Below are 20,344 nucleotides of genomic sequence, written 5' to 3'. Positions count from 1 at the left end.
CCCCGCTCAAAAGTAATCTCCGTTCGGCATGACCCGATGAGGCTGTGCACTCAACAGCACCACCCACGAGGCTAGCGTTGGCTGCTCGGCCAGATCGACAAAGGTTACCTCTGCTCCTTCCACTCGAAAACGCTCCGCCAGGCTCATAATACGAATAGAATCGAGCCCCCAGATCTCAATGAGGTCATCATGCTCCCCGATCAGGGATGGCTGCTCCTGCAGCAATTCAGCCACCTGTACTCGCAGCGCGTCCAGTCTCACCTGAGCACCGCTACCAGTACTCGTCTCAGAAGACTCCATCGCTGCAGCAGTATGTGATCTTGCCTCCGGGAAGCTTGCCCCGATCGAATCGCTTCCTTTAGCAGAGGCATCGAGCGATTCAAGCAATCGCTCGGTGGTTAGCGTCACTGCGCAGCGCTCCGACGCATAGGTAAGTGCCATACGGTGCTTCTCGGCTGAAAAATCAGCTACCGCGTCGGCAACCAGGAAGGCCTGAATATCCTTCATAAATGCCTCACAGGAGGTCATCAGACAACCAATATGAGCATAGATGCCGCATACGATCAGCTGATCCCGCCCCTGCTCCTGCATCAATTCATGCAGTTCCGTCTTCTGGAAGGCGCTGTATCGCCATTTGGTCATAAACGTATCCTGAGGAGCAGGTGTCAGTGGTTCAATGATTTGCTTTTGCGTAGGTCCCCCATTAATGCCCGCTCCCCAGAAGTCCAGCTGCAGTCCCCGCTGCTCCGGTGTCTGTCCACCCGGCTGGGCGGAATACACCACAGGTATGCCCAGTTCATGACACTTTGCACGAAGTTGTCCAATATGATCAATCAGCTCCACCACAGGTGATGCACCAGCCGTAAAAGCATCCACGAAATATTGCTGCATATCGTGAATGAGTAGTACTGCACGCTTCGCATCCGGCGTCCACGCTACCTTATTGACCGGAAGCTCCGACTCTGCAGGCATTGCATATGACTTAATCACTGGAAGTGCCATCCATATCCCTCTTTTCAGCGTTATTTATTTCAAACCGTTTTAACGTAGCCCTGCATCAAGATCGTTATATGGGCTGCTTCAACGTCAGCATCTCGCGCAGTGCCTTTTTGCTAACCTTGCCGACACCCGTCTTGGGAAAAGATTGGACAAACTCAACCCGGTCCGGGATTTTGTAGCTCGCCAGACCGCGACTGCGCAGATAGGACTTGATTTCGGCGGCAGCCGGAGTCTCGCCGCTGGGCACGATAAACGCACAGGAGCGCTCGCCTAAATATTCATCCGGCATGGACACCAGTGCTGCATCATGAACCCCCGGATGAGCCAGCAGATGGTTTTCGACTTCCTCGGCAGCCACCTTATCTCCGCCACGGTTGATCTGATCCTTCGCCCGGCCCTCCACAATGAGGTAACCCTCGGGTGTTAAGCTCGCAATATCTCCAGTACGATAGAACCCATCTGTGGTGAAGGATCTTGCGTTGTGCTCTTCGGCCTTGTAATAACCACGAATGGTATAGGGGCCACGGGTCAGGAGATGCCCGGATTGCCCCAACTCCACTTCAATATCCTCGTCATCCACAATTTTTACCTCGTCGTAGGGGGACATCGGCTTGCCCTGTGTGTTAATCAGGATGTGCTCGGGATCATCCAAACGGGTGTAGTTCACCAGCCCCTCGGCCATGCCAAAAACTTGCTGTAGTGTGCAGCCCAGGACAGGTCTGACGCGTCCAGCCACCTCCGCACTGAATTTGGCTCCACCAACCTGGAGAACCTGCAGGGATGTCAGCTTGGTTCCTCTCGCAGCGGCCGCGTTCAGCCAGATCAGGGCGAGCGGAGGCACCAGTGCCGTGATGGTCACCTGATGCTCCTTGATGAGCGGGAAAGCTTCGTCCGGGCTTGACCCCCGTGACAGCACAACCGTACCTCCTGCATAGAGCGTGCCTAGTATTCCTGGTGAACTTAGAGGGTAATTATGTGCTGCAGGCAGAACAGCCAGGTATACACTTTCCGGACTGAGGCCGCAGACCTCCACGCTTCTCCGCAGACTGTAGATATAGTCATCATGGGTGCGTGGAATCATCTTGGACAGTCCGGTGCTTCCACCAGACAACTGAAGGAAGGCTACATCCGAAGAGACAGGTTGCTCATCCTGCAGCTGAACGGGATCAATATATAGATCCTCCAGATTAGTAAATGCACCAGCTTCTCCTGCCACGATGATATGTCTAAGGCTGGACACCTCTGCCTGAACTTCTGCTGCAAGTTTGCGATAATCAAATCCTCCATCCTGATCCGGGATCAGATAAGCCACAGCCTCAGAGAAGCGGGCGAAGTACTCGATTTCACTTTTCCGATGCAAAGGAAGGGCAAACACCGGCAGTGCTCCCAGACGGAACAGGGCAAAGATCACTTCAACAAAAGCTGGCATGTTCGGCAGCTGCACTATAACGCGGTCATATTGCCGTATTCCCATGGCATACAACCCTGCCGCCAATCGGTCGACTCGTGTGTCCAGCTCTGCATAGGTGAATTGCTCTCCACCGCTAATAATGGCAGTACGATTGCCATATACAGCCGCACGCTGCCGGAGCATTTCTCCAAATGTAATGCCCTCCCAGCAACCTTCCTGACGACAAAACTCTGCAAACTCTTCAGGCCAAGCCTGATATCCTGGCAGCATCTTTTTTATTCCTCCTTCAAATGGGGTACGGTGGAATCCAGACCCATGGCAAGCAGCATTGTTCTGAATTTGGCAGAGGTCTCTGCCAGCTCCGCTTCCGGTGTGGAGCCCGCTACGATGCCTGCCCCAGCGAATAATCGAAGTTCATTGCCCTTCACTTCCGCACAGCGGATGGTCACAGCCCATTCCCCGTCGCCCTCGCTGTCGCACCAGCCAACCATGCCGGTGAACAGTCCGCGATCAAACGTTTCCTGTGACCCAATGGCCTCTCTGGCCGTTAATACAGGCGTTCCACAGATAGCCGGGGTCGGATGGAGGGCAAAGGCCACCTCCAGTGACGAAATATCTCTATCCAGCAATTCTCCATGAATCTCGGTAGACAGATGCCACATCGTGCTTGTCCGGATCAAGGAGGGCTCTGCCGGAACGATCAGTTGTTTGCAAAGAGGTCGGAGTGCAGCAGCAACTGCATCAATGACGACAGCATGCTCATGCCGATCTTTGGCTGAAGCCAGCAGCGCCTCTGCGCGGCGGCGATCCTCAGCAGGGTCATCACTACGAGCAGCGGAGCCAGCCAGCGGATTCGCCCGTATGATGGTACCTTTTCGAGTCACCAACAGCTCCGGACTTGCGCCAATAAACGTACGTGTTCCTTGGTGATCGAGTTCAATATTGTCGCGATACGTCGTTGTTATCGTACTTTTTGTTTCGGGAACTTTCCTTATGGGAACCGCAAACGTATACCCGTGTGCATTATCCCTGAACAAATTACGCAGAAGCTGATGTGTATCCACGAGATCATCTGAGACCACACGCAGTGTGCGGGATAACACCACTTTGTCGAGCTCTCCCCGCTCCATCTGCATCAGCACATGATGGACACTTCGTTGATACGTCTCGGCCCCTGGCACTTCCTCAATCTCACAGCCAGCCGCCGCCGGGCGCCTCTCGTATGATCCGTTTGCAGCATGGCTTGGAGGTTCTGCCCATTGCACCGTTTCCGGTATGAACAGCTCGGCAGAGGACTGACCCGGATCAAAAGGTATCGCTCCAACCACAATTGGTTTCCGTAGGCCCGTTTGCTGCGCTTCCCGAATCATATTGCGAACCTGTTCGATAACAAGATGTACTCCTTCCACGTGGTTATCATGGGCATGATCCATGTTTTCTGTTAAACCAGATTTCACCTGCCGCTGAACAGCGGAGACAGGAAACCTCATTTGCTCGCCTTGAGCGAGCAAGGTGTGCTGCGGTGAAGACCAGAAAAAGGATGTCCCCTCTCGATATTGTTCCAGAAGGTGTAAGGCGGAGGTGGCTGCGATTGCACCCGCTTTTGACATATTCATCATCTCCTTATCTTGATTCAGACGCCGAGTGTGGCGCCTCCATCCACACACAAATCATGCATGGTAATATGTCTCGCCTGGTCTGACGCCAAAAAGAGTACGGCATCCGCGATATCGGATGGCAAAGCCAGCCTGTTCAGAGGAATGCCGAGACGGTACGCCTGCTGTGATCCTGCAATGACGGCCTGCCCGCCATGATCATCCTGCCATAATGCCCGCTGCATGGGGGTGTCCGTCGACCCTGGAGATACAATATTGCAGCGGATATGCTGCTCCGCATATTCAAGCGCAAGACATTTGGTAAACATGGTGGACGCTGCCTTGGAGGCTGCATAAGCCGACATGTGCATTCGAGGTACGCCCGAAGCGTTCGAACCGACAGTAACCACCGTTCCCGATTGGCGCTTCGCCATATTTCGTACAACCGCACGTGACATATAAAATACACCGTGGGTATTAACATCGAACGTTCTTGTCCATTCCTCGTCACTCAGGGATGCCACTGTACCTGTATGCAGCACACCAGCTGCATTGATCAAAATGCCAATCGGTCCAAGTGTCGCCTCGATTCGCTGTACGGTATCGTCCACCGATTGGCGATTCGCAATGTCAGCAGGATAAGCAGCCGCCTGATGGCCTTGATGATTAAGATCCACAGCCAGCTGTTCCAGCTGCTCTTCCCGAATATCTACTGCCGCTACAACTGCACCCTGTTCAGCCAGAGCTCTGGCAACCGCTTCGCCGATTCCCTGTGCTGCACCGGTGACCAGAGCTACTTTTCCATGAATTCCTGTATAGCTCACGCTGTGTACCTCCCCTGACTTACTGCCTGTAGAACGTTGATTCATTGTTAAACTCGATTGGATCATCCATGTCATCTCAGCCAATCCGAAAGTGGCCTATTCCACACTTTAATCAAACAAATATCTATTCCTCCGCCCCTAGGCTTCAGGACTGCAGGCCAAACGTATCGTGCGACTGATCAGAAACGGCAGCACCGAGACATGATTCTCTTCCTCGAACTCGGTATATTGGATATCGAGCCCTGGCTGTTTCAGCGCAGTTAGACGTTCCGTTAAAGCCGATGCCTTGTCATTGTTGCGGGCAGGATGGTTCTTCTCCTGTTCGCCCATGCCAATCCAGACCTTAACGTTGACCGGATGCTGCTCCAGACCTGCGATGAACGCCTGTTCCTCGGCCAGCATCACCTTCTGGTTCCAATGAAGCGAAGGGCTTCCAGCAATGTAGTAACGGAAAGCGTCCGGCTTGGTAAAAAGGGTGTGCAGAACGAACAGCCCGCCAAGTGAATGGCCAAAAATGGCCTGTCTGTTCCGATCTATGTTGAACTGCTGCTCCATGCCCGGCTTCAGTTCCTCTTCAATGAATTGCAGAAAAGCATCCGCTCCCCCCTGCTCAGGCAGAATTGTCCCATCCGACTTGTGGGTATATTCCGTCGTGGCCTGCGGAGTAAAATCGTAATACCGATGAGGCGAGAACGCTGCGGCAGTCGGGTACCCGATTCCAACGATGATGGCCGGGAGTGCTCCGGTCTTCTCTGGTCTTCGTCCTTGTATGCGGGCCGCTTCCACCATCGTGCCGAACACAGAGTTAGCATCGAGCAGGTAGATCACAGGATATCCAGACGGCGGGGCGGCCTCTGCAGGTTGATATACCATGATCTGATAGGCATGATTCCCCGCTCTCGATTGCATTGTCCACTGTTCTGAACGGGGAATGGGAACAGCACAGCGTGCCATCTGCTCAAGGGCACCTGAGACTGATTGATTGGGCTGAAACGTCATTACGGGTGGATCCTCCTCGTTGTTCAACTTACATTGCTATGTGTAGGTAGATCATATCGTTTTATATGAGATTGATTCTCATTACCAATTATAAAAGAGTGATTTCGGCTGTCCCATGGACGATATCCAGAATTCATTTTGATTATCTCCATATTTACATATTTTTCTTGATTATTTTTACCTTGGCAAAAAAACAACAGCTCCTCCTCGTGATACCTCGAACACCGAAATAAAATCCGGTTCGGGGTACTCCGAGAAGGAGCTAATTCATTGCTATTATTGGGTCAATGCCTTCAATGTATCATCAATGACATGACCATAGGCAATCAATCCGCCGCCCAACCATGGTGCTGGCTCGACTGCATATACATTTCCCGCTTTAACGGCAGGCATGCTCTGCCACACTTTGGTATCCGTCATCTCTTTCATGCTTCCTGGCCCCTGTTCCACGGTGAAAATATAATCCGCATCAATCTCGGGCAGCACTTCGGTGGAGACAATGGCGCTGTTCTCCGTCTCGACGAGCGCAGGCTTGCCAAGTCCCAACTGTTCATATACAACATAGCCGCTGAAGTAGTTTCCGCCCATCATGCTGATTCCGCGGGGAGCAAAGCGGATAATGGCTGCTTTCTTGCCGTCCGCTACCTTGGCGATCTCTGCCTTCGCGGCGTCTACCTTGGCATGGTACGTCTCGATGGCCTGTTCTGCCTCAGCCGTTTTACCAAGCAGATCGCCAATGACCTCCAGTGACTTCTCTACATCACCGGATGCATTGTTAAATACATAGGTTGGTGCAATCTTCGAGTAACTCTCATATACACCGTTCTCGGCATAATTCGCCGTGTGCAGGATAATAAAATCAGGATTGTAAGCCATCAACGCTTCAGGCGAAGGCAGCCCACTTGAGAAATCGAGTGTAGGTACGTCACTTAGCTGATCCTGTAAGTAAACATGCCCTTGGGTGCCGCTGGCCCATTGAGCAACTGGCTTGACGCCGAGTGTAAGCAAGGAATCCTCGAGATAAGGTGCAAATACACGCTCCACTTTGGCAGGAACCACTACATCATGTCCCATTTCGTCTTTTACAGTCCGTTCGCCAGCCGCAGTTTCTGCTGCCTCTTCTTCCTGTACGGCCGTTTCTGATGAGGCTGTTGTGGAGGCCTCGGCTGTCTTCTGCTCCTGCTGCGCTGCTCCTTCATGTTCTGATGTGGAGCCACAGGCCGCCAGTAATCCAACCATTAATACGAGCACAATCAAGGCTGACAGCCGATGATTAATCCACCTACTTGGAGCGAAACGCTGCCCGTTCTCTTTTTCCTGCTGATGCATGATATATCCCCCTTGATAAACATTCTCATTTAGATAGATGGATTATATGTCATGTCGCTCGTGAATCACCATGGACGTTATCCAGATATATATTTGGACAATATCCCGTGAAAATGAGCAATGCCTCATCCAGCATGCGCATAACGCCTACTGCAGAGTAATCGAACCAGGGATCGCCAGTGATCAAATGCGTCTGATACTGACGCACAGCGTTCAGCTGTCTCCATACTGGCGAGTGCTGCAGACTGAGCCAGTATGCCCGCGATACGGCCTCGGGACATACCATGATCAGGATCCGGTCCGGATTCAATACATTTAATTGTTCCAGCGTCAGCGGTGTATTGGTACTGGCGTCGGGAAAGGTCTCCAGCTGCAATGCGCCATAGAGCACCTCCTCAATCCCCGGATTACTATAGAGATAGAGGCGCTGTCCATATACACGGATTACAGCAACCTTCTCGCATCCCACTTCCTTCTGCACCGATTCCCGTGCTTTCTCTACCCGCTTGTTATATAGTTCAATCCACTGTTCTGCCTGTTCCTCCCGTTCCAGGAACGCAGCAATCATACGCAGCTGTGCACGCCAATCGGTCTGATGCTTGGGTACAAAACAGCAAGGCGCAATCTCGGCAAGTCCAGCTTGGTCCTCTTCACTGAGTTGATCGGTACCAATGATGGCGTCCGGCCGTATGTGCACAAGCCTCTCCACGTTCGCTTCGAATCTCCAGCTGGTATAAGGATCGGTTAGTTGAAGATGGGACTGGATTTCCGTGCGGTGCGCGTTATAATAATACGCTGTCCATTTCGGATCGATGGGCGCTGCAATGGGCATGACATTGAGGGCCAGCAGTTGTCCGATGACGCTGGAGGAGCAGGTTGCAATGCGTTTTCTGGCATTCTTGGCATAATCGGAAGGAGAAACGCCGACTTCCTTTTTGAATTTGCGGCTGAAATAATATTCATCGCTGTATCCGACTCTGAGCGCAATATCACGCAGTTTATATCCGGATTCCTTCAGATAACGCTTGGCCCGGTTAATGCGGAGATCTGTCAGATACTCCATTGCGCTGAGACCGTAGGTTTTTTTGAATAAATCCACAAAGTACTTCGGACTAATATTTGCTCTCTGAGCAAGATCGGCAATAGACAATGCTTCATTGTAATGCTCGTCCATATAGGCTTTTACTTCAGCAAGGTCCGTCTTGGGGCTGCGACTCATAACGGGGGCTAGCACAGCACGGTGCAATTCATTCTCCAGTAACATGAGGCCACTCCTCTCGATCTGTTTGATCATCTTAATATGAAGCGTACAGCGTACGTTGAGGTCAGTTGACTGATTCATCATTTACCGACAATGATAATCATTATCAATTAAAGTATCATATTCTTTTCCTCTCAGTCAATCCATATATGGAAATATGTGCACCCGTTTCAGTTCAAATGATCCTCGCCATCCATATGTATAAAAAAAGCCAACGACGTGACGATGCACGCGTTAGCTCTGAATTTGATCTGTTATCTCAATTGTTTTTATTCGTTCCTAATCCCGGCTCCGCAGCTTGCTGAGCAGACGTAAAATCTCGATATACAGCCATACCAGGGTAACCATAAGCCCAAATGCGCCGTACCACTCCATATATTTTGGAGCACCTTGTTCAGCGCCGTTCTCAATAAAGTCAAAATCAAGCACCAGATTCAGTGCCGCCACGATAACGATTACGATAGAAATCCCAATTCCGATCAGACTGTTGTCATGCAGATAGGGAACGGTAATTCCGAACAATCCCAGCACGAAACTGAGCAGATACATGATCATAATACCGCCAGTTGCCGCTACCACTCCCAGCTTGAAGTTCTCCGTAGCTTTGATCAGTCTCGTTTTGTAAGCGACCAGCAGGGCAATGAACACTGCCATAGTCAGCAAAGCAGCCTGCAAAGTGATTCCGTTGTACAATGACTCGTAGGTTGCGGAGAGTGCGCCAAGGAACATGCCTTCCGCGATGGCATAGATGGGAACCAGATAGGGTGCTGCCACAGGTTTGAACGAGATAATCAATGCCAGAATAAATCCGACGATGGCACCTCCGATGGCGAGAGGAAGCACTTCCTGACCGTTAAAGAACATCATCCATGTCGCAAATGCACTGCCGAGCAGGATGACCAGCGTAATGAATGACTTGTTCACTGTGCCGTTAATCGTCATGTAACGCTGGTACCGGTCATCTCCATATCCACCGGCATTTTCAAATGTACTGTCCTTGAGTGTGGGGTTACCACTGCGTCCGATCAAAACAATCACCTCTTCTATGTATTGGGTCAATCTTTGAAACCAATCTTTACGTTCTTTGCTTTCTACATGTTCTACTACATTTCGAGTGATCTGCTATTCATATCTTTCGGTGTTCAAGTACAGACTTGGATGCAATCGGTCGATCACATCCTTATCCATCGTTACACTCCTGTAGGACATATGTCCCGGGCTGTAAAATCTCTTTTAGCTTGATACAGACTTTTTTAAATGCTAGTTGTTGCTGTAGTTACCTCAGCAGAAGACTTAGTTATAGAACACTTTGTCTACATTGTATTTCGCACGCATCGTATTAATGATATAGGTCTCATAAATTTCACGGTCTACGGCATCTTCCACCAGACAAACCTCAATGGTCGCCACTTCTTCCCGGTGATTCTTCATTGGAGAAACGGTATCCTCAAAATGCTTCTTGATCCGCGGTCTCAATTTTCTTGCTTTCCCGACAAATAACAGCTCTCCATCGGCATTGTAAAACATGAAGATTCCACCCTTTTCACGCGTGATCAGGTGAAAATCGGTGAAACCATAGATGTGGCTAAGCTGCGGGTTTTCCTGCTTGGTGATGGTTACATCCGGCGTTGGTACGGTAATCTGAATCATTGGGCTCACTTCCTCATTATCTATAGGCTTACATCCTATCATACATTATTACAGGAAACCATTTCATCCTATAAGATGCACAATTCACGCTATTTTCAACTATTACGACAATAATTTCAAAAAAAAGGTTAACTTCCCTGATTCAAAGTGGTACTATAGGGGTATGAGGAAGAAATTGGGCACTAAGACATATGTCTTTATATCTACTTCCGTCTATTGTACCCTATGAATCATGATCTTTTTCATACTGAATTCTGTAATGTGCGCACCACAACAAGAGGACAGTTAGCACGTATTGCAAGTCTGTAGCTTTTAGGATTCATCATCAATACGACCCTTGCAGCAAGCAAATGTAGAAAGAGATTCATTGTAGATTGTAACGTAGAAAAAGAAGTAGATGTAGAAGTTAGAAGTGGATTTGAATTAGATAGCCTGCAATTCAGTCAGCAAGGACCAACGAGATCCACGTAGAAGAACCGATAGCTATCGATCCTAGCAAAGAGAAGAATGGTCATGCCATGCAATCTTAGTAAGTCATAACTTCATAACAGCAGATCTATATAGAATTGGATCAAGCTACACCCACAGCCCGGCACGAAGCCAGGGCTTTTTTACGTTGTCCCATTGATATCCCAACCCCTCGTAATCAACCGATCATCGTTATTTTTCATAAGCAATTTCCCCCTGCCTTAAACCATTGATAACTGCCCCCCGTATACTCCTATCTACCTTCATTGAATCTTGAGTTCGCAGTATATTTAAAAGAAAAAAAGAGACGCCGACCAAGCGGCATCCCTTAAACTACTTCAGAAAGGTCCATTTACGAGCGGTGATCGCGGAGGGAACCTCAGCTTCCCTACAGGTAAGCCTTTCCTCTTCCTCGACTCAAATAAATCATCAAAAACACAAACGCCGCGGCAAAAGACGCTGTAATGATCCAGATCGGAATCCGCGGATCGAGCGCGTATGCCCAGCCTCCCACGATACCGGCCGGGGAAGTAAGCAGCAGGATGACGACGGAAAGCATCGAGAATACCTTCGCTCTTTTTTCGTCGTCGATCGCGTTCTGGACGGCCGCTTCGAGGTACGGCGAGCTGATCATCAATCCGACGGCGGCAAGCACGGTACTCAAACCAATCCAGACCAGATTCGACGTCGGCCACAGCACCAGCATCACGTTCGAAAGCAACGACAGCACAAAACCAGCCATCATAGAGCGCGTTTCTCCTTCAGCTGGAATCTTCGGCATGATGAACCACAGCGCGAGCAGCATAATAATAGAGGAAACGGCAGGAACGAGCGAGATTAGTCCGCTGTCCACTTTCAGATAGTCGGCCAGATACAGCGATAGATAGGTCGTTTTTAGCGTCATTTGAAAGTTGAACAGGATATAAACGACGAAGATCAGCATCAGACTGCGGCTGGCAAACAGATCTCGGATCGCGCCGCTATAATCGATCAAACTCTTTTTGAGACCGAGTTCCTTCGTCTCTTTCATTTTCCGATAACCCATTTCCGTTTCCTTCGTGGTCAGGTGCCGCCCGATGAATTGGAAGGTCATGAGCACCGAACACAGCACATACATGATCCGAGTGCCGTCCACCAGTCCGTAATGATCGACCAACAGACCGCCAAGCGGAGCGAACAAACCACCGACGACGCCGATGATCTGAAGCAGCGTGAAAACGTAAGTCCGGTCCTTTTTTGGCGTATCCTCGACGATCAGACAGTAAAAGGCGATATGCGGAACTCGCTGAAGTCCGTTGATGAATGTCGCGATAACGAAAAACCAGACATTTTGGGAAAAGGCAAAGATCAGCATCGCCACGCTCCAACTGAGCACGTCGAAGGTGAGGATGGCGCGTTTGCGTCCCATTCGGTCGGTCAAATACCCGCTCATGAATGATGACAGTACCTGCACGATCAGCCCGAGCGTCGTAATCCAGCCAATATTGGTCTCGGTAACGCCCAGCTCATACATGTACAGCGTAGCGTAAGTTGCCATCATGCTGTACGGAATCAAGAAAAATGGTTCAAAAGCGAGACAGCCCCGGCTGTTGCCGCGAAGTCTCGGGAAAAGCGTTCTTGCCATGCGGGATTTCCTCCGGTGTCGTCATATTGGAATTAAAGCATTTTGGGTCATGTTCAAATATAGGTTACTATAGAAAAATCATGAAAAATAGTGGTATTGAAAAAAAATTAACGTGACTAAATCGCGGCTGAACGGATCGACAGCCATCGGTTCCCGGTTCCAACCACCTCGTGATGGAAACAGAGGTATCGTGGTTCTTTCGGTGGAGTTTATAATATGGCAAGATAGCCAACAGAGGGAGTGATGGGATGTATTCCGATCTGCAACTGACGGAGGACCGCCCTGTATATATACAAGTCAAAGATTATATGAAGCGATTGATGCTCAAAGGCGGACTGCAAGCGAAGCAAAAGCTGCCTTCCACCCGTGAACTCAGTACACTGATGAAGGTTAGCCGCAGCACCGTCCTGCTCGCTTATGCCGAGCTAGAAGAAGAAGGTCTGATCTATGCCGTCAAAGGCAAAGGCAACTACGTCAGCCCCATGATTGAAGCGCCTGAGCCAACCAATGGCTGGCAGCTGGATTGGAAGAGCCGCGTAAGCAACTATGCGATTCAGGCGGAACAATATGATCTGATGAAACATGGTTCCGGTGCAGAACGTGGCGAGATCTCGTTTACCAGTATTGCCCCGGATGAAAAGCTGTTCGATCTGCATAATGTGAAACGGGCCTTCCTTGATCGCATGTCTCTCGAAGGCGAAGTGCTGCTGAACTACGGATATGCACAAGGCTACCGTCCTCTGATGAACTATCTGCTCCGGTACATGGAGAACAAGGGTGTTGACCTGACCGGCAAGGATATTCTTATTACCAACGGATTCACAGAAGGCTTCGATCTGGTGCTTGGTGCCTTGCGCAGACAAAGCGGCAGAGCTCTATGCGAGAACCCTACCCATCATACGGCCATCAAAAATCTGAAGCTTCATGAGTTCAACCTCACAGGCGTGGACATGGAGCCGGACGGACTCAATCTGCAGCAGTTGGAAAATGAACTGTTCACAAGTTCGTATGATCTGGCCTATTTGGTACCTTCTTATCACAATCCAACCGGAACGGTGACTTCTCCTGCCAAACGTGCAGAGATTATCCGGTTAATGAATCAGTACGAAGTGCCCATTATCGAGGACGGGTTCAATGAGGAACTGCGTTATTCCGGTTCCCACGTCTCCCCTCTCATCGCTAGTGCGGGCAAGGGTAATGGACTCGTCTATCTGGGCAGCTTCTCCAAGGTACTCTTTCCCGGGCTGCGGGTAGGCTGGGTCATTGCAGATGCAGCACTGATTGATTATTTGGAAAGCATGAAACGGGCCCGCAGCATTCACACCTCAACACTGGACCAATCCCTGCTCTATCAATACTTGAGCAACGGCAATTTTGAGAAATATCTGAAGCGGGCCCGCACGGAATATAAGCGGAAATACGAACTGGTCGTGCGCTGTTTGCGCAAGCATCTGCCCATGTGCCAGATCTCCGGCGAGGGCGGTTTGCATTTATTTGTACAATTCCCCCCGGGATACCGGACCCGGGAATTGCTGGCTGCCTGCAAGGTGAAGGGTGTGACCTTCACGCCCGGCGATACCTTTTATCTGGAACCAGGTCAGGGGTTAAATACGATGCGCCTGGGCTTCTCCAGGGTCAGCGATGACAATATTCGCAAAGGTATCCGTATCATTGGTGAGACCACGGCTCAGATGAGCTGAAACGGCTGAATAACAACATGGGAGGATTACACATGAAGGTTGGCGTGATTATGGGCGGAACATCTTCCGAGCGGGATATTTCCCTGCTCACCGGACAGGAGATGATTGCCCATCTGGATAGAAATAAATATGAAGTCATTCCCATTGAGCTAAGCAGCAAACGGGATCTGATCGACAAATCAGCGGGTATTGATGTAGCCTTACTCGCACTGCATGGCAAATACGGCGAAGACGGTACAGTTCAAGGTACCCTGGAGTCGCTTGGCATTCCATATACGGGTTGCGGTGTCTTGTCCAGCAGCGTATGTATGGATAAGGACATGTCCAAACAGCTCATGCACCATGCGGGCATACCTACTGGAGCGTGGGTGCAGGTGAACCATCTGGAAGAACTGTCATCTACAGCGGTTCAACAGTTGACATATCCGGTCGTTGTGAAGCCGAACTCAGGCGGCTCCAGCATTGGCACCCAGGTTGTTCAAGAGGCTTCATCTCTTCAAGCCGCGGTTGAAGCTGCACTCAAATGGGATGACACGGTCATGATTGAACAATATATCGCAGGGGATGAAATTACCTGTGCCATTGTAGATGGCAAGATGCTCCCGATCATCTCCATTCGTTCAAGCGCCGAGTTCTTCGACTATAGCTCCAAATATAATGACGGCGGAGCCGAGGAACAGGTGATTCAGCTGCCTGCCGACATTCACCAGCGCGTGGAAGATGCCGCTCTGGCCTGTTACCGTGTGCTGAAATGCAGCGTCTATGCCCGCGTGGATATGATCATCCGTGATGGCATGCCTTATGTACTTGAAGTCAACACGCTTCCAGGTCTTACCCGCAACAGTCTGCTGCCCAAAAGTGCAGCCGCTGCAGGTATTTCCTTTACAGAGCTGCTGGATACCATCATTGAACTTTCGCTGAAGGAACGAAATAAGGAGGCACAGCTATCATGAGCCGGGATGTAACAATACGCAGCAGTTCAACGGAAGATCTGCAGGATATGGTCATTCTCATGGACCAACTCGGCTATCCCACGACGTATGCTGAAATGCAGGAGCGTTATGCCCACATTGCAGCTGATGCAAATTTTAATACGCTCGTCGCCGAGGTTCGTGGACGTGTAGTCGGACTGATTGGCATGCAGACCTCTTACCTGTATGAGAAAAACGGTCAGCACTGCCGCATCCTGGCACTCATCGTGCATGACCAGTTCAGAGGCACCGGGATAGGCCGTCAGCTGATTCTGGCAGCAGAGCAATGGGCCGCCAGCCAAGGCATAGACTCGCTCTCCTTGAACAGCGGTAACCGTCCCGACCGTGAAGCAGCTCATGAGTTCTATCGGCAGATGGGCTTTACCGCCGGAAGTACTGGATTCAGCAAAAAGCCGCAGGCTCTTCAGCCTGCCTAATATTCGATCATACTAATAAAAGCGCCTGTCCCCAACAACTTGCTGGGAACAGGCGCTTTCTGATGACGGAGATTACAAGGAATCTGGCATACTCTGAAATCCCCTCTCGCACATACAGATGTCGTACAGATGTTATAACTTATGGCCGATCGATAAAGATCCAGCCGGTTTCTTTTTCCTTATCCACCGTTGCGCCAAGAGACTCTGCCATGAAGCGCAGTGGAACGTATGTCTTACCGTTTTTGCCCACATAGGCGGATTCAACCATGGTTACTTCCTTACCCGCAACCGTTGCGTTCTTGGAACCCACAGTCAGAACAATCTCATTGCCTGTAATATCGTCAATAACAACGATGGTATCCGATCCCTTGGTCCATTTCACCTCAGCATCCAATTCCTCGGACAGGTAACGCAGAGGAACAAATGTTGTGTTTTTCACTGTAATGGCACCGTAGATCTCATCTTCCGGATACAGCATAATGCTCTTCCGAGTGATGCCGGCTTCGTCTTTCAGCAGCTGATACACGACAGAATTGGAATCAAAGTTGCGCAGCATCTGTCCCGGAGTGATATCTTCCTTCATCAGATCGATTACGCCACCTGTTGTATCAACCGCATCCACGGTTACCGGTCCACCGATATTCCACTGCTCGCTGTCTGCGTATAGCGTCACGGATTGCAAAGGCAGATCCTCGGAGGCGGGCAGTGCCACTTTCAACTCAGCATTCTGCTTGCGGATGTTCAGCGCACTGTCGAGATAGAAATCGAGCTTAAATGTTGTATCTGTGCCAAATACCGTCTTCAGTTCGGGCACTTCATTCAACAATTCGTTCAACCCTTGATCATAGTTAACCAGAAGCTCGTCGAGTCCTGCCTTGATCATCGGGTACATGGTTGCAACAGCTGCCTCCTTGGATTCTGGCATTAAAGAGGTCATGGCTCCTGTGTCCACTTCTTCCACTTGATTGATTGCTGTCAGCAGTGGATAGAACACCTCATATAGATCGCCGATCAGATCCTTGATTCCTTGCTCATCCTTGGCAACACTTGTCAGGAACGGTTTAACCATGGCAAGAATCTCTTCTCCAGTGATCTCCATATGAAGCTTGGAGAGGCTGAGGGACTCACCGTTGACCGATTCCTGTACAGGTGTGACGGAGATATTTTTCGGATTGGACAGATGCTTCAAGACAAAAGAAAGCAATTTGGGAGAGAGCTCCTCGATCTGCTTTTCCAGAGCCTTGGTGTCCATCATCGGAAGTGTTTGCGCGCCTTCCAGAGCCTCAAGTGATATGTACAGCGGCTTCTGCGCACCGTCCAGGTCGATCACCATTTGAGTTTCATCCATGGATAGATGGAAAGGCAATTTAGTTCCTTGGAAACTCACAGAACCTTGGATCGATGCCGTTTGGGCATCCTTCACTTTGGCATTTTCAATGTCCACGGATACGGAATTAATAAGTTCAATCATTTCGTTGTCTTTCTCGGTAGCGAATTCTTTAGCCGGCTCTATGTTAATGTGCATGGACTGTTTAGATTCACCGGATTTTACGTTTGTACTGTTGACCATGGCTTTACTAATATCCACCCCACCAACAGCCTGACATCCCGTAAGCGCAACCATCATCAAAACGAGTGGTACGGCGATCCACTTGGCTAACCTTCGATTTTTGATACGATCTCCTCCTTAGGAAAAATGTGGTTCATTCCTATTATGAGGCCATCAGGTAAATGTTGTAAACCAGTGGAACGTAAAAACGCCAAAAAAGGCCGGAAATGTGTCCGACCTTTGGATAAGAATTTATTTTAGACGACCTCGTACATTACTCTTTGGTTTCCTCGGCAACCTCTTCAGTCGGTTCATTGTCCTCTGTCGTTACAGGGGTTTCAAATTGATCCGGCTCGTCGTCTTGAATGGCTTTGTTCTCTTCATTCTGGTCCTGTGTCATACCGCAATCCCTCTCTTCTACCGGATTTTCGTGATAATCATCATCAAGGCATTAGCCTTGTTCTATCAATAACCCGAACCGAAGCAGCTCAAACATGAAGGCGCGTCATCTTTATGAACCGTTTCAGAAAATATAAAAGACGATTCCATTCCCGGCGGCTGCAGTGGCCTGATATAGAGCCTGAACATCATTCATTGTCTGAACGATCTCCCTGAACGTCTCCTCTGCATCCCAGCCTTCCATGACCGGGTAGACACCTTCCGTAACCATTTGGTCCAGGTCAAAACGTGCCTTCAGTTCAGCAGGGTCCAGCTGCTCCAGAGCCATATAGGCTTCCAGTACCTGTTCGTTTGAGAGCAAAAACAGGTCCATATCAGAATAGTTTCCCAGATATTGCTCTCCTGACATCGGCACCACATATCCCAGAGGCGGCTCTCCATCCGCCAGATTACCGGTTAATGTGAACTGAAGCATCTGCCACGTTTTATCAATATCCAGGTCGACGGAACAATCATGCACACTGATCTCGCCTGACTTGATCGATTCAATCAACTCGTCGGTTACCACCAGATATCTGCCGGACATTCCCATATCATGATCCCTCCTATGGTTTTACTTCTCTGTCCCCCATTAACCGTGTATGTTCCAAAAGAATCGGGGTAAAAAGAGGTAGAAGTCATATTACGATTACAAAATCCCATGATCAAGCATGGCAATACCATACATGTTATCTCAAGGAGGGACAACACCGATGAAAAAATTCGATTACACCCTGAATTATGAAGAGCTCGATCTGCGCAAACATCCAGAGCTATATACCGTCGGACGGGGAGAGCAGGGCGTACTGATGGTGGAACCCTACAAGAGCGAGATTCTGCCCTATTGGCGTTTTAAAACACCCGAGATCGCGACCGAATCATCGGAGAAGATCTACGAGCTATTTTTGGAGTATAAAAAAAAGGAAGATTTCGTTGGCATGGATATGGCGCGCAAGTTTCTGCAGATGGGATATACACGGGCCCGGCGATATACGAACCATAAAGGTGGACGCAAATATTCGAAAGAGGACGGTTCGATTCTTCCCTATCAGAATGACAAAGTGAAAGCGGAAGCTGCAGCTATCTTCAAGGCGCAGTGGGAGATTGCCAAGACTGACCCGGATTATATTGAAATGAAGAAGCAGCACCGGGAAAAGTATGAATCGGAGAACGAATAGGCACTTGGGTAAAAAATACATGGCTCATCCCGATACTCCTTTTGATATAATGCTTTACGTCGATCTACAGGACGAAAACATAATGAGATCACTCAAGCTAAAGGAGCCTTCATGAAATTACCTAGTCGCCCTATCTCCATCACACTGACATGCATCGCGATGTATCTGTTCATCCTGCTGCCATTACCTGCGTCTGCAGCCCAATCCGAGCTTGCGAGGCAGCGTGAAATGACCGCCTTCAGTCCACTGCAAACGGTTGTGGATCAGATGCAGCCCGGATGGAACCTCGGCAACTCATTGGATACGGTAGGTCCGGATGAAACCTACTGGGGCAATCCACGCGTTACTTCGGAATTAATCGGAAACATTGCTGCTCAAGGATTCAAAAGCATACGAATCCCCGTTACTTGGGACCAGCATATTGGTGCCGCCCCGGATTACCGGATAGATCCTGCTTACATGGCACGGGTCCAGGAAGTGATCAAATGGGCACTGGATGCCAATCTGTACGTCGTTTTGGATCTCCATCATGATTCTTATCTCTGGATCAGTCAGCTGGAAACCGATCATGACCAGGTACTCGCTCGTTACACAGCAGTGTGGACCCAAATTGCGAATCAATTCAAGGATGCTCCACTGAGGCTGATGTTCGAAAATGTGAATGAACCGCGCTTCAATCGTGGAATCACTCAGGCGGGTGATATGGGAGCAGGAAGCAATATCGATGAGCCAAGGCAGCTTGCCCTTTTGCATGAATTAAACACGACGTTTGTGAAGCTGATTCGCAGCACAGGCGGCAATAACGAAGAGCGTGCACTTTTGCTGCCTACACTTGAGGGTTTACCGACACAGGCAAGGCTGAACAGTTTGAGGCATACCATCACTGAATTGAAAGACAAAAACCTGATTGCCACCGTGCATTACTATGGTTACTGGCCATTTAGCGTTAATATCGCAGGACACACCACGTTTGATACCGATACTAAGAATGATGCGGCCAACACGTTTAATAATATGTACAGGACACTCGTCACGCAGGGAATTCCGGTCATTCTTGGCGAGTACGGACTTCTGGGATTCGATAAACATACGGATGTTATTGAACAGGGCGAGAAGCTAAAATATTTCGAATTCATCGGGCATGAGCTGAAGGACAAAAAGATCGCGTCCATATTGTGGGACAATGGCCAGCATCTGAACCGGGAGACGTATGTGTGGTCCGATCCGGCTCTATTCGAGATGATTCAGGCAAGCTGGACAGGCCGTTCTGCAATTGGAGATCGTGATCTGCTGTACCTGAGACAAGGCTACCCAATTCAGGATACGGAGCTGACAGTCAAGTTAAATGGAACCAAACTCGTATCGCTCTATGCGGGTGAGCAGCTGTTGAAACAAAACGCAGACTATTCATTCAGCGGGAGTACGTTGGTTATCCAAGCAGATGCATTATCCCGTATGGTTAGCAAGGGAGACCAGCTCGGCAAACAGGCCATCATCACGGCGAAGTTCAATCAAGGCGCAGACTGGACATGGAAGCTCGTCGTATCGGCCAAGCCCGAGCTGGAGAATGCATTCGGTACTACAGAGGCTTTCTCCATCCCAGCGCTCTTTCATGGCGATCAGCTTGCTACCATGGAAGCCGTCTATTCCTCTGGAGAGTTTACTGCTCCGCAGAACTGGACTCCTTACAAAGAATTCCTGACTACATTTGCACCTTCTTATGAAACAAATCAACTGATTCTGCAGCCGGAATGGCTCAATGAACTGCATATTGGGCAGATTGATCTGGCCTTCCATTTCTGGAGCGGTGAGGTCATTCACTATACGCTGTTCAAAAGCGGGAACCATATAACAGGGAAGGCACTTCATTGATGATCCGTACACTCAGGCGTAGAATGAACAGCATGGTAT

Annotated in this window: 18 protein-coding genes; 5 read left to right on the top strand and 13 right to left on the bottom strand. The window is 49.7% G+C overall.

From position 1 onward, the window contains the following. Positions 1-6: 6 nt before the first annotated feature. From AC3WQ3_RS00830 to AC3WQ3_RS00785, 10 genes are all read right to left on the bottom strand, one after another. On the bottom strand, positions 7-1,002 hold the full coding sequence (locus AC3WQ3_RS00830) for an isochorismatase family protein (RefSeq protein WP_492471172.1): 996 nt from the start codon (positions 1,000-1,002) through the stop codon (positions 7-9). 64 nt (positions 1,003-1,066) lie between these two features. Further along, positions 1,067-2,680 carry a (2,3-dihydroxybenzoyl)adenylate synthase gene (locus AC3WQ3_RS00825; protein WP_492471171.1) on the bottom strand — a complete coding sequence of 538 codons (1,614 nt, stop codon included), beginning with the start codon at positions 2,678-2,680 and terminating at the stop codon, positions 1,067-1,069. A gap of 5 nt (positions 2,681-2,685) precedes the next feature. After that, the gene (gene dhbC, locus AC3WQ3_RS00820) at positions 2,686-4,020 is read right to left on the bottom strand and encodes an isochorismate synthase DhbC (protein ID WP_492471170.1); all 1,335 of its coding nucleotides are present in this window, start codon (positions 4,018-4,020) and stop codon (positions 2,686-2,688) included. A gap of 23 nt (positions 4,021-4,043) precedes the next feature. Then, positions 4,044-4,829 (bottom strand): 2,3-dihydro-2,3-dihydroxybenzoate dehydrogenase, encoded by a 786-nt coding sequence (locus AC3WQ3_RS00815; RefSeq protein WP_251642944.1) that lies wholly within the window; start codon positions 4,827-4,829, stop codon positions 4,044-4,046. A 138-nt stretch (positions 4,830-4,967) separates the two neighbouring features. Then, the gene (locus AC3WQ3_RS00810) at positions 4,968-5,828 is read right to left on the bottom strand and encodes an alpha/beta hydrolase (protein WP_492471169.1); all 861 of its coding nucleotides are present in this window, start codon (positions 5,826-5,828) and stop codon (positions 4,968-4,970) included. A gap of 276 nt (positions 5,829-6,104) precedes the next feature. Next, positions 6,105-7,157 (bottom strand): ABC transporter substrate-binding protein, encoded by a 1,053-nt coding sequence (locus tag AC3WQ3_RS00805; RefSeq protein ID WP_492471168.1) that lies wholly within the window; start codon positions 7,155-7,157, stop codon positions 6,105-6,107. A gap of 49 nt (positions 7,158-7,206) precedes the next feature. Next, entirely contained in the window at positions 7,207-8,421 is a 1,215-nt protein-coding gene (locus AC3WQ3_RS00800; protein WP_492471167.1) for an AraC family transcriptional regulator, read from the bottom strand. 276 nt (positions 8,422-8,697) lie between these two features. After that, positions 8,698-9,447, bottom strand: coding sequence for a Bax inhibitor-1/YccA family membrane protein (locus AC3WQ3_RS00795; protein WP_154894510.1), 750 nt, complete (start codon positions 9,445-9,447; stop codon positions 8,698-8,700). 264 nt (positions 9,448-9,711) lie between these two features. Further along, the gene (locus AC3WQ3_RS00790; RefSeq protein ID WP_095360246.1) at positions 9,712-10,068 is read right to left on the bottom strand and encodes a nucleotide excision repair endonuclease; all 357 of its coding nucleotides are present in this window, start codon (positions 10,066-10,068) and stop codon (positions 9,712-9,714) included. An 856-nt stretch (positions 10,069-10,924) separates the two neighbouring features. Continuing rightward, positions 10,925-12,160 carry an MFS transporter gene (locus AC3WQ3_RS00785; RefSeq protein WP_154894509.1) on the bottom strand — a complete coding sequence of 412 codons (1,236 nt, stop codon included), beginning with the start codon at positions 12,158-12,160 and terminating at the stop codon, positions 10,925-10,927. Positions 12,161-12,408: 248 nt separating this feature from the next. Between AC3WQ3_RS00785 and pdxR the strand changes: the two genes are divergently transcribed. Genes pdxR through AC3WQ3_RS00770 form a run of 3 tightly spaced genes read left to right on the top strand, consistent with a single transcriptional unit; the run spans position 12,409 to position 15,268 of the window. Continuing rightward, positions 12,409-13,860 carry a MocR-like pyridoxine biosynthesis transcription factor PdxR gene (gene pdxR / locus AC3WQ3_RS00780; protein WP_336782495.1) on the top strand — a complete coding sequence of 484 codons (1,452 nt, stop codon included), beginning with the start codon at positions 12,409-12,411 and terminating at the stop codon, positions 13,858-13,860. Between the two features lie 32 nt (positions 13,861-13,892). Then, positions 13,893-14,813 (top strand): D-alanine--D-alanine ligase, encoded by a 921-nt coding sequence (locus AC3WQ3_RS00775; RefSeq protein ID WP_492471166.1) that lies wholly within the window; start codon positions 13,893-13,895, stop codon positions 14,811-14,813. Continuing rightward, positions 14,810-15,268: a GNAT family N-acetyltransferase gene (locus AC3WQ3_RS00770; protein ID WP_492471165.1), complete on the top strand. Its 459-nt coding sequence runs from the start codon at positions 14,810-14,812 to the stop codon at positions 15,266-15,268. The genes AC3WQ3_RS00775 and AC3WQ3_RS00770 overlap by 4 nt, the downstream gene beginning before the upstream one ends. Before the next feature lie 139 nt (positions 15,269-15,407). Here AC3WQ3_RS00770 and AC3WQ3_RS00765 read toward each other — a convergent pair whose 3' ends face one another. The 3 genes from AC3WQ3_RS00765 to AC3WQ3_RS00755 form a co-directional block, all read right to left on the bottom strand. Beyond that, positions 15,408-16,895, bottom strand: a complete 1,488-nt coding sequence (locus AC3WQ3_RS00765; RefSeq protein ID WP_492471164.1) for a copper amine oxidase N-terminal domain-containing protein — start codon at positions 16,893-16,895, stop codon at positions 15,408-15,410. 196 nt (positions 16,896-17,091) lie between these two features. Continuing rightward, a complete protein-coding gene (locus AC3WQ3_RS00760; protein ID WP_261779986.1) occupies positions 17,092-17,217 on the bottom strand; it encodes a hypothetical protein in 126 nt (41 codons plus the stop codon). A gap of 123 nt (positions 17,218-17,340) precedes the next feature. Further along, positions 17,341-17,808 (bottom strand): YfbM family protein, encoded by a 468-nt coding sequence (locus AC3WQ3_RS00755; protein ID WP_492471163.1) that lies wholly within the window; start codon positions 17,806-17,808, stop codon positions 17,341-17,343. A 160-nt stretch (positions 17,809-17,968) separates the two neighbouring features. Between AC3WQ3_RS00755 and AC3WQ3_RS00750 the strand changes: the two genes are divergently transcribed. Then, positions 17,969-18,433: a DUF4385 domain-containing protein gene (locus AC3WQ3_RS00750; RefSeq protein WP_354480636.1), complete on the top strand. Its 465-nt coding sequence runs from the start codon at positions 17,969-17,971 to the stop codon at positions 18,431-18,433. 111 nt (positions 18,434-18,544) lie between these two features. After that, on the top strand, positions 18,545-20,305 hold the full coding sequence (locus AC3WQ3_RS00745) for a cellulase family glycosylhydrolase (protein ID WP_492471162.1): 1,761 nt from the start codon (positions 18,545-18,547) through the stop codon (positions 20,303-20,305). Positions 20,306-20,344 lie beyond the last annotated feature (39 nt).

Source organism: Paenibacillus sp. FW104-T2, from assembly GCF_058789975.1.
The sequence above is the reverse complement of the archived record's forward strand: the minus strand, read 5'-3'. Positions and strand labels throughout refer to the sequence as shown.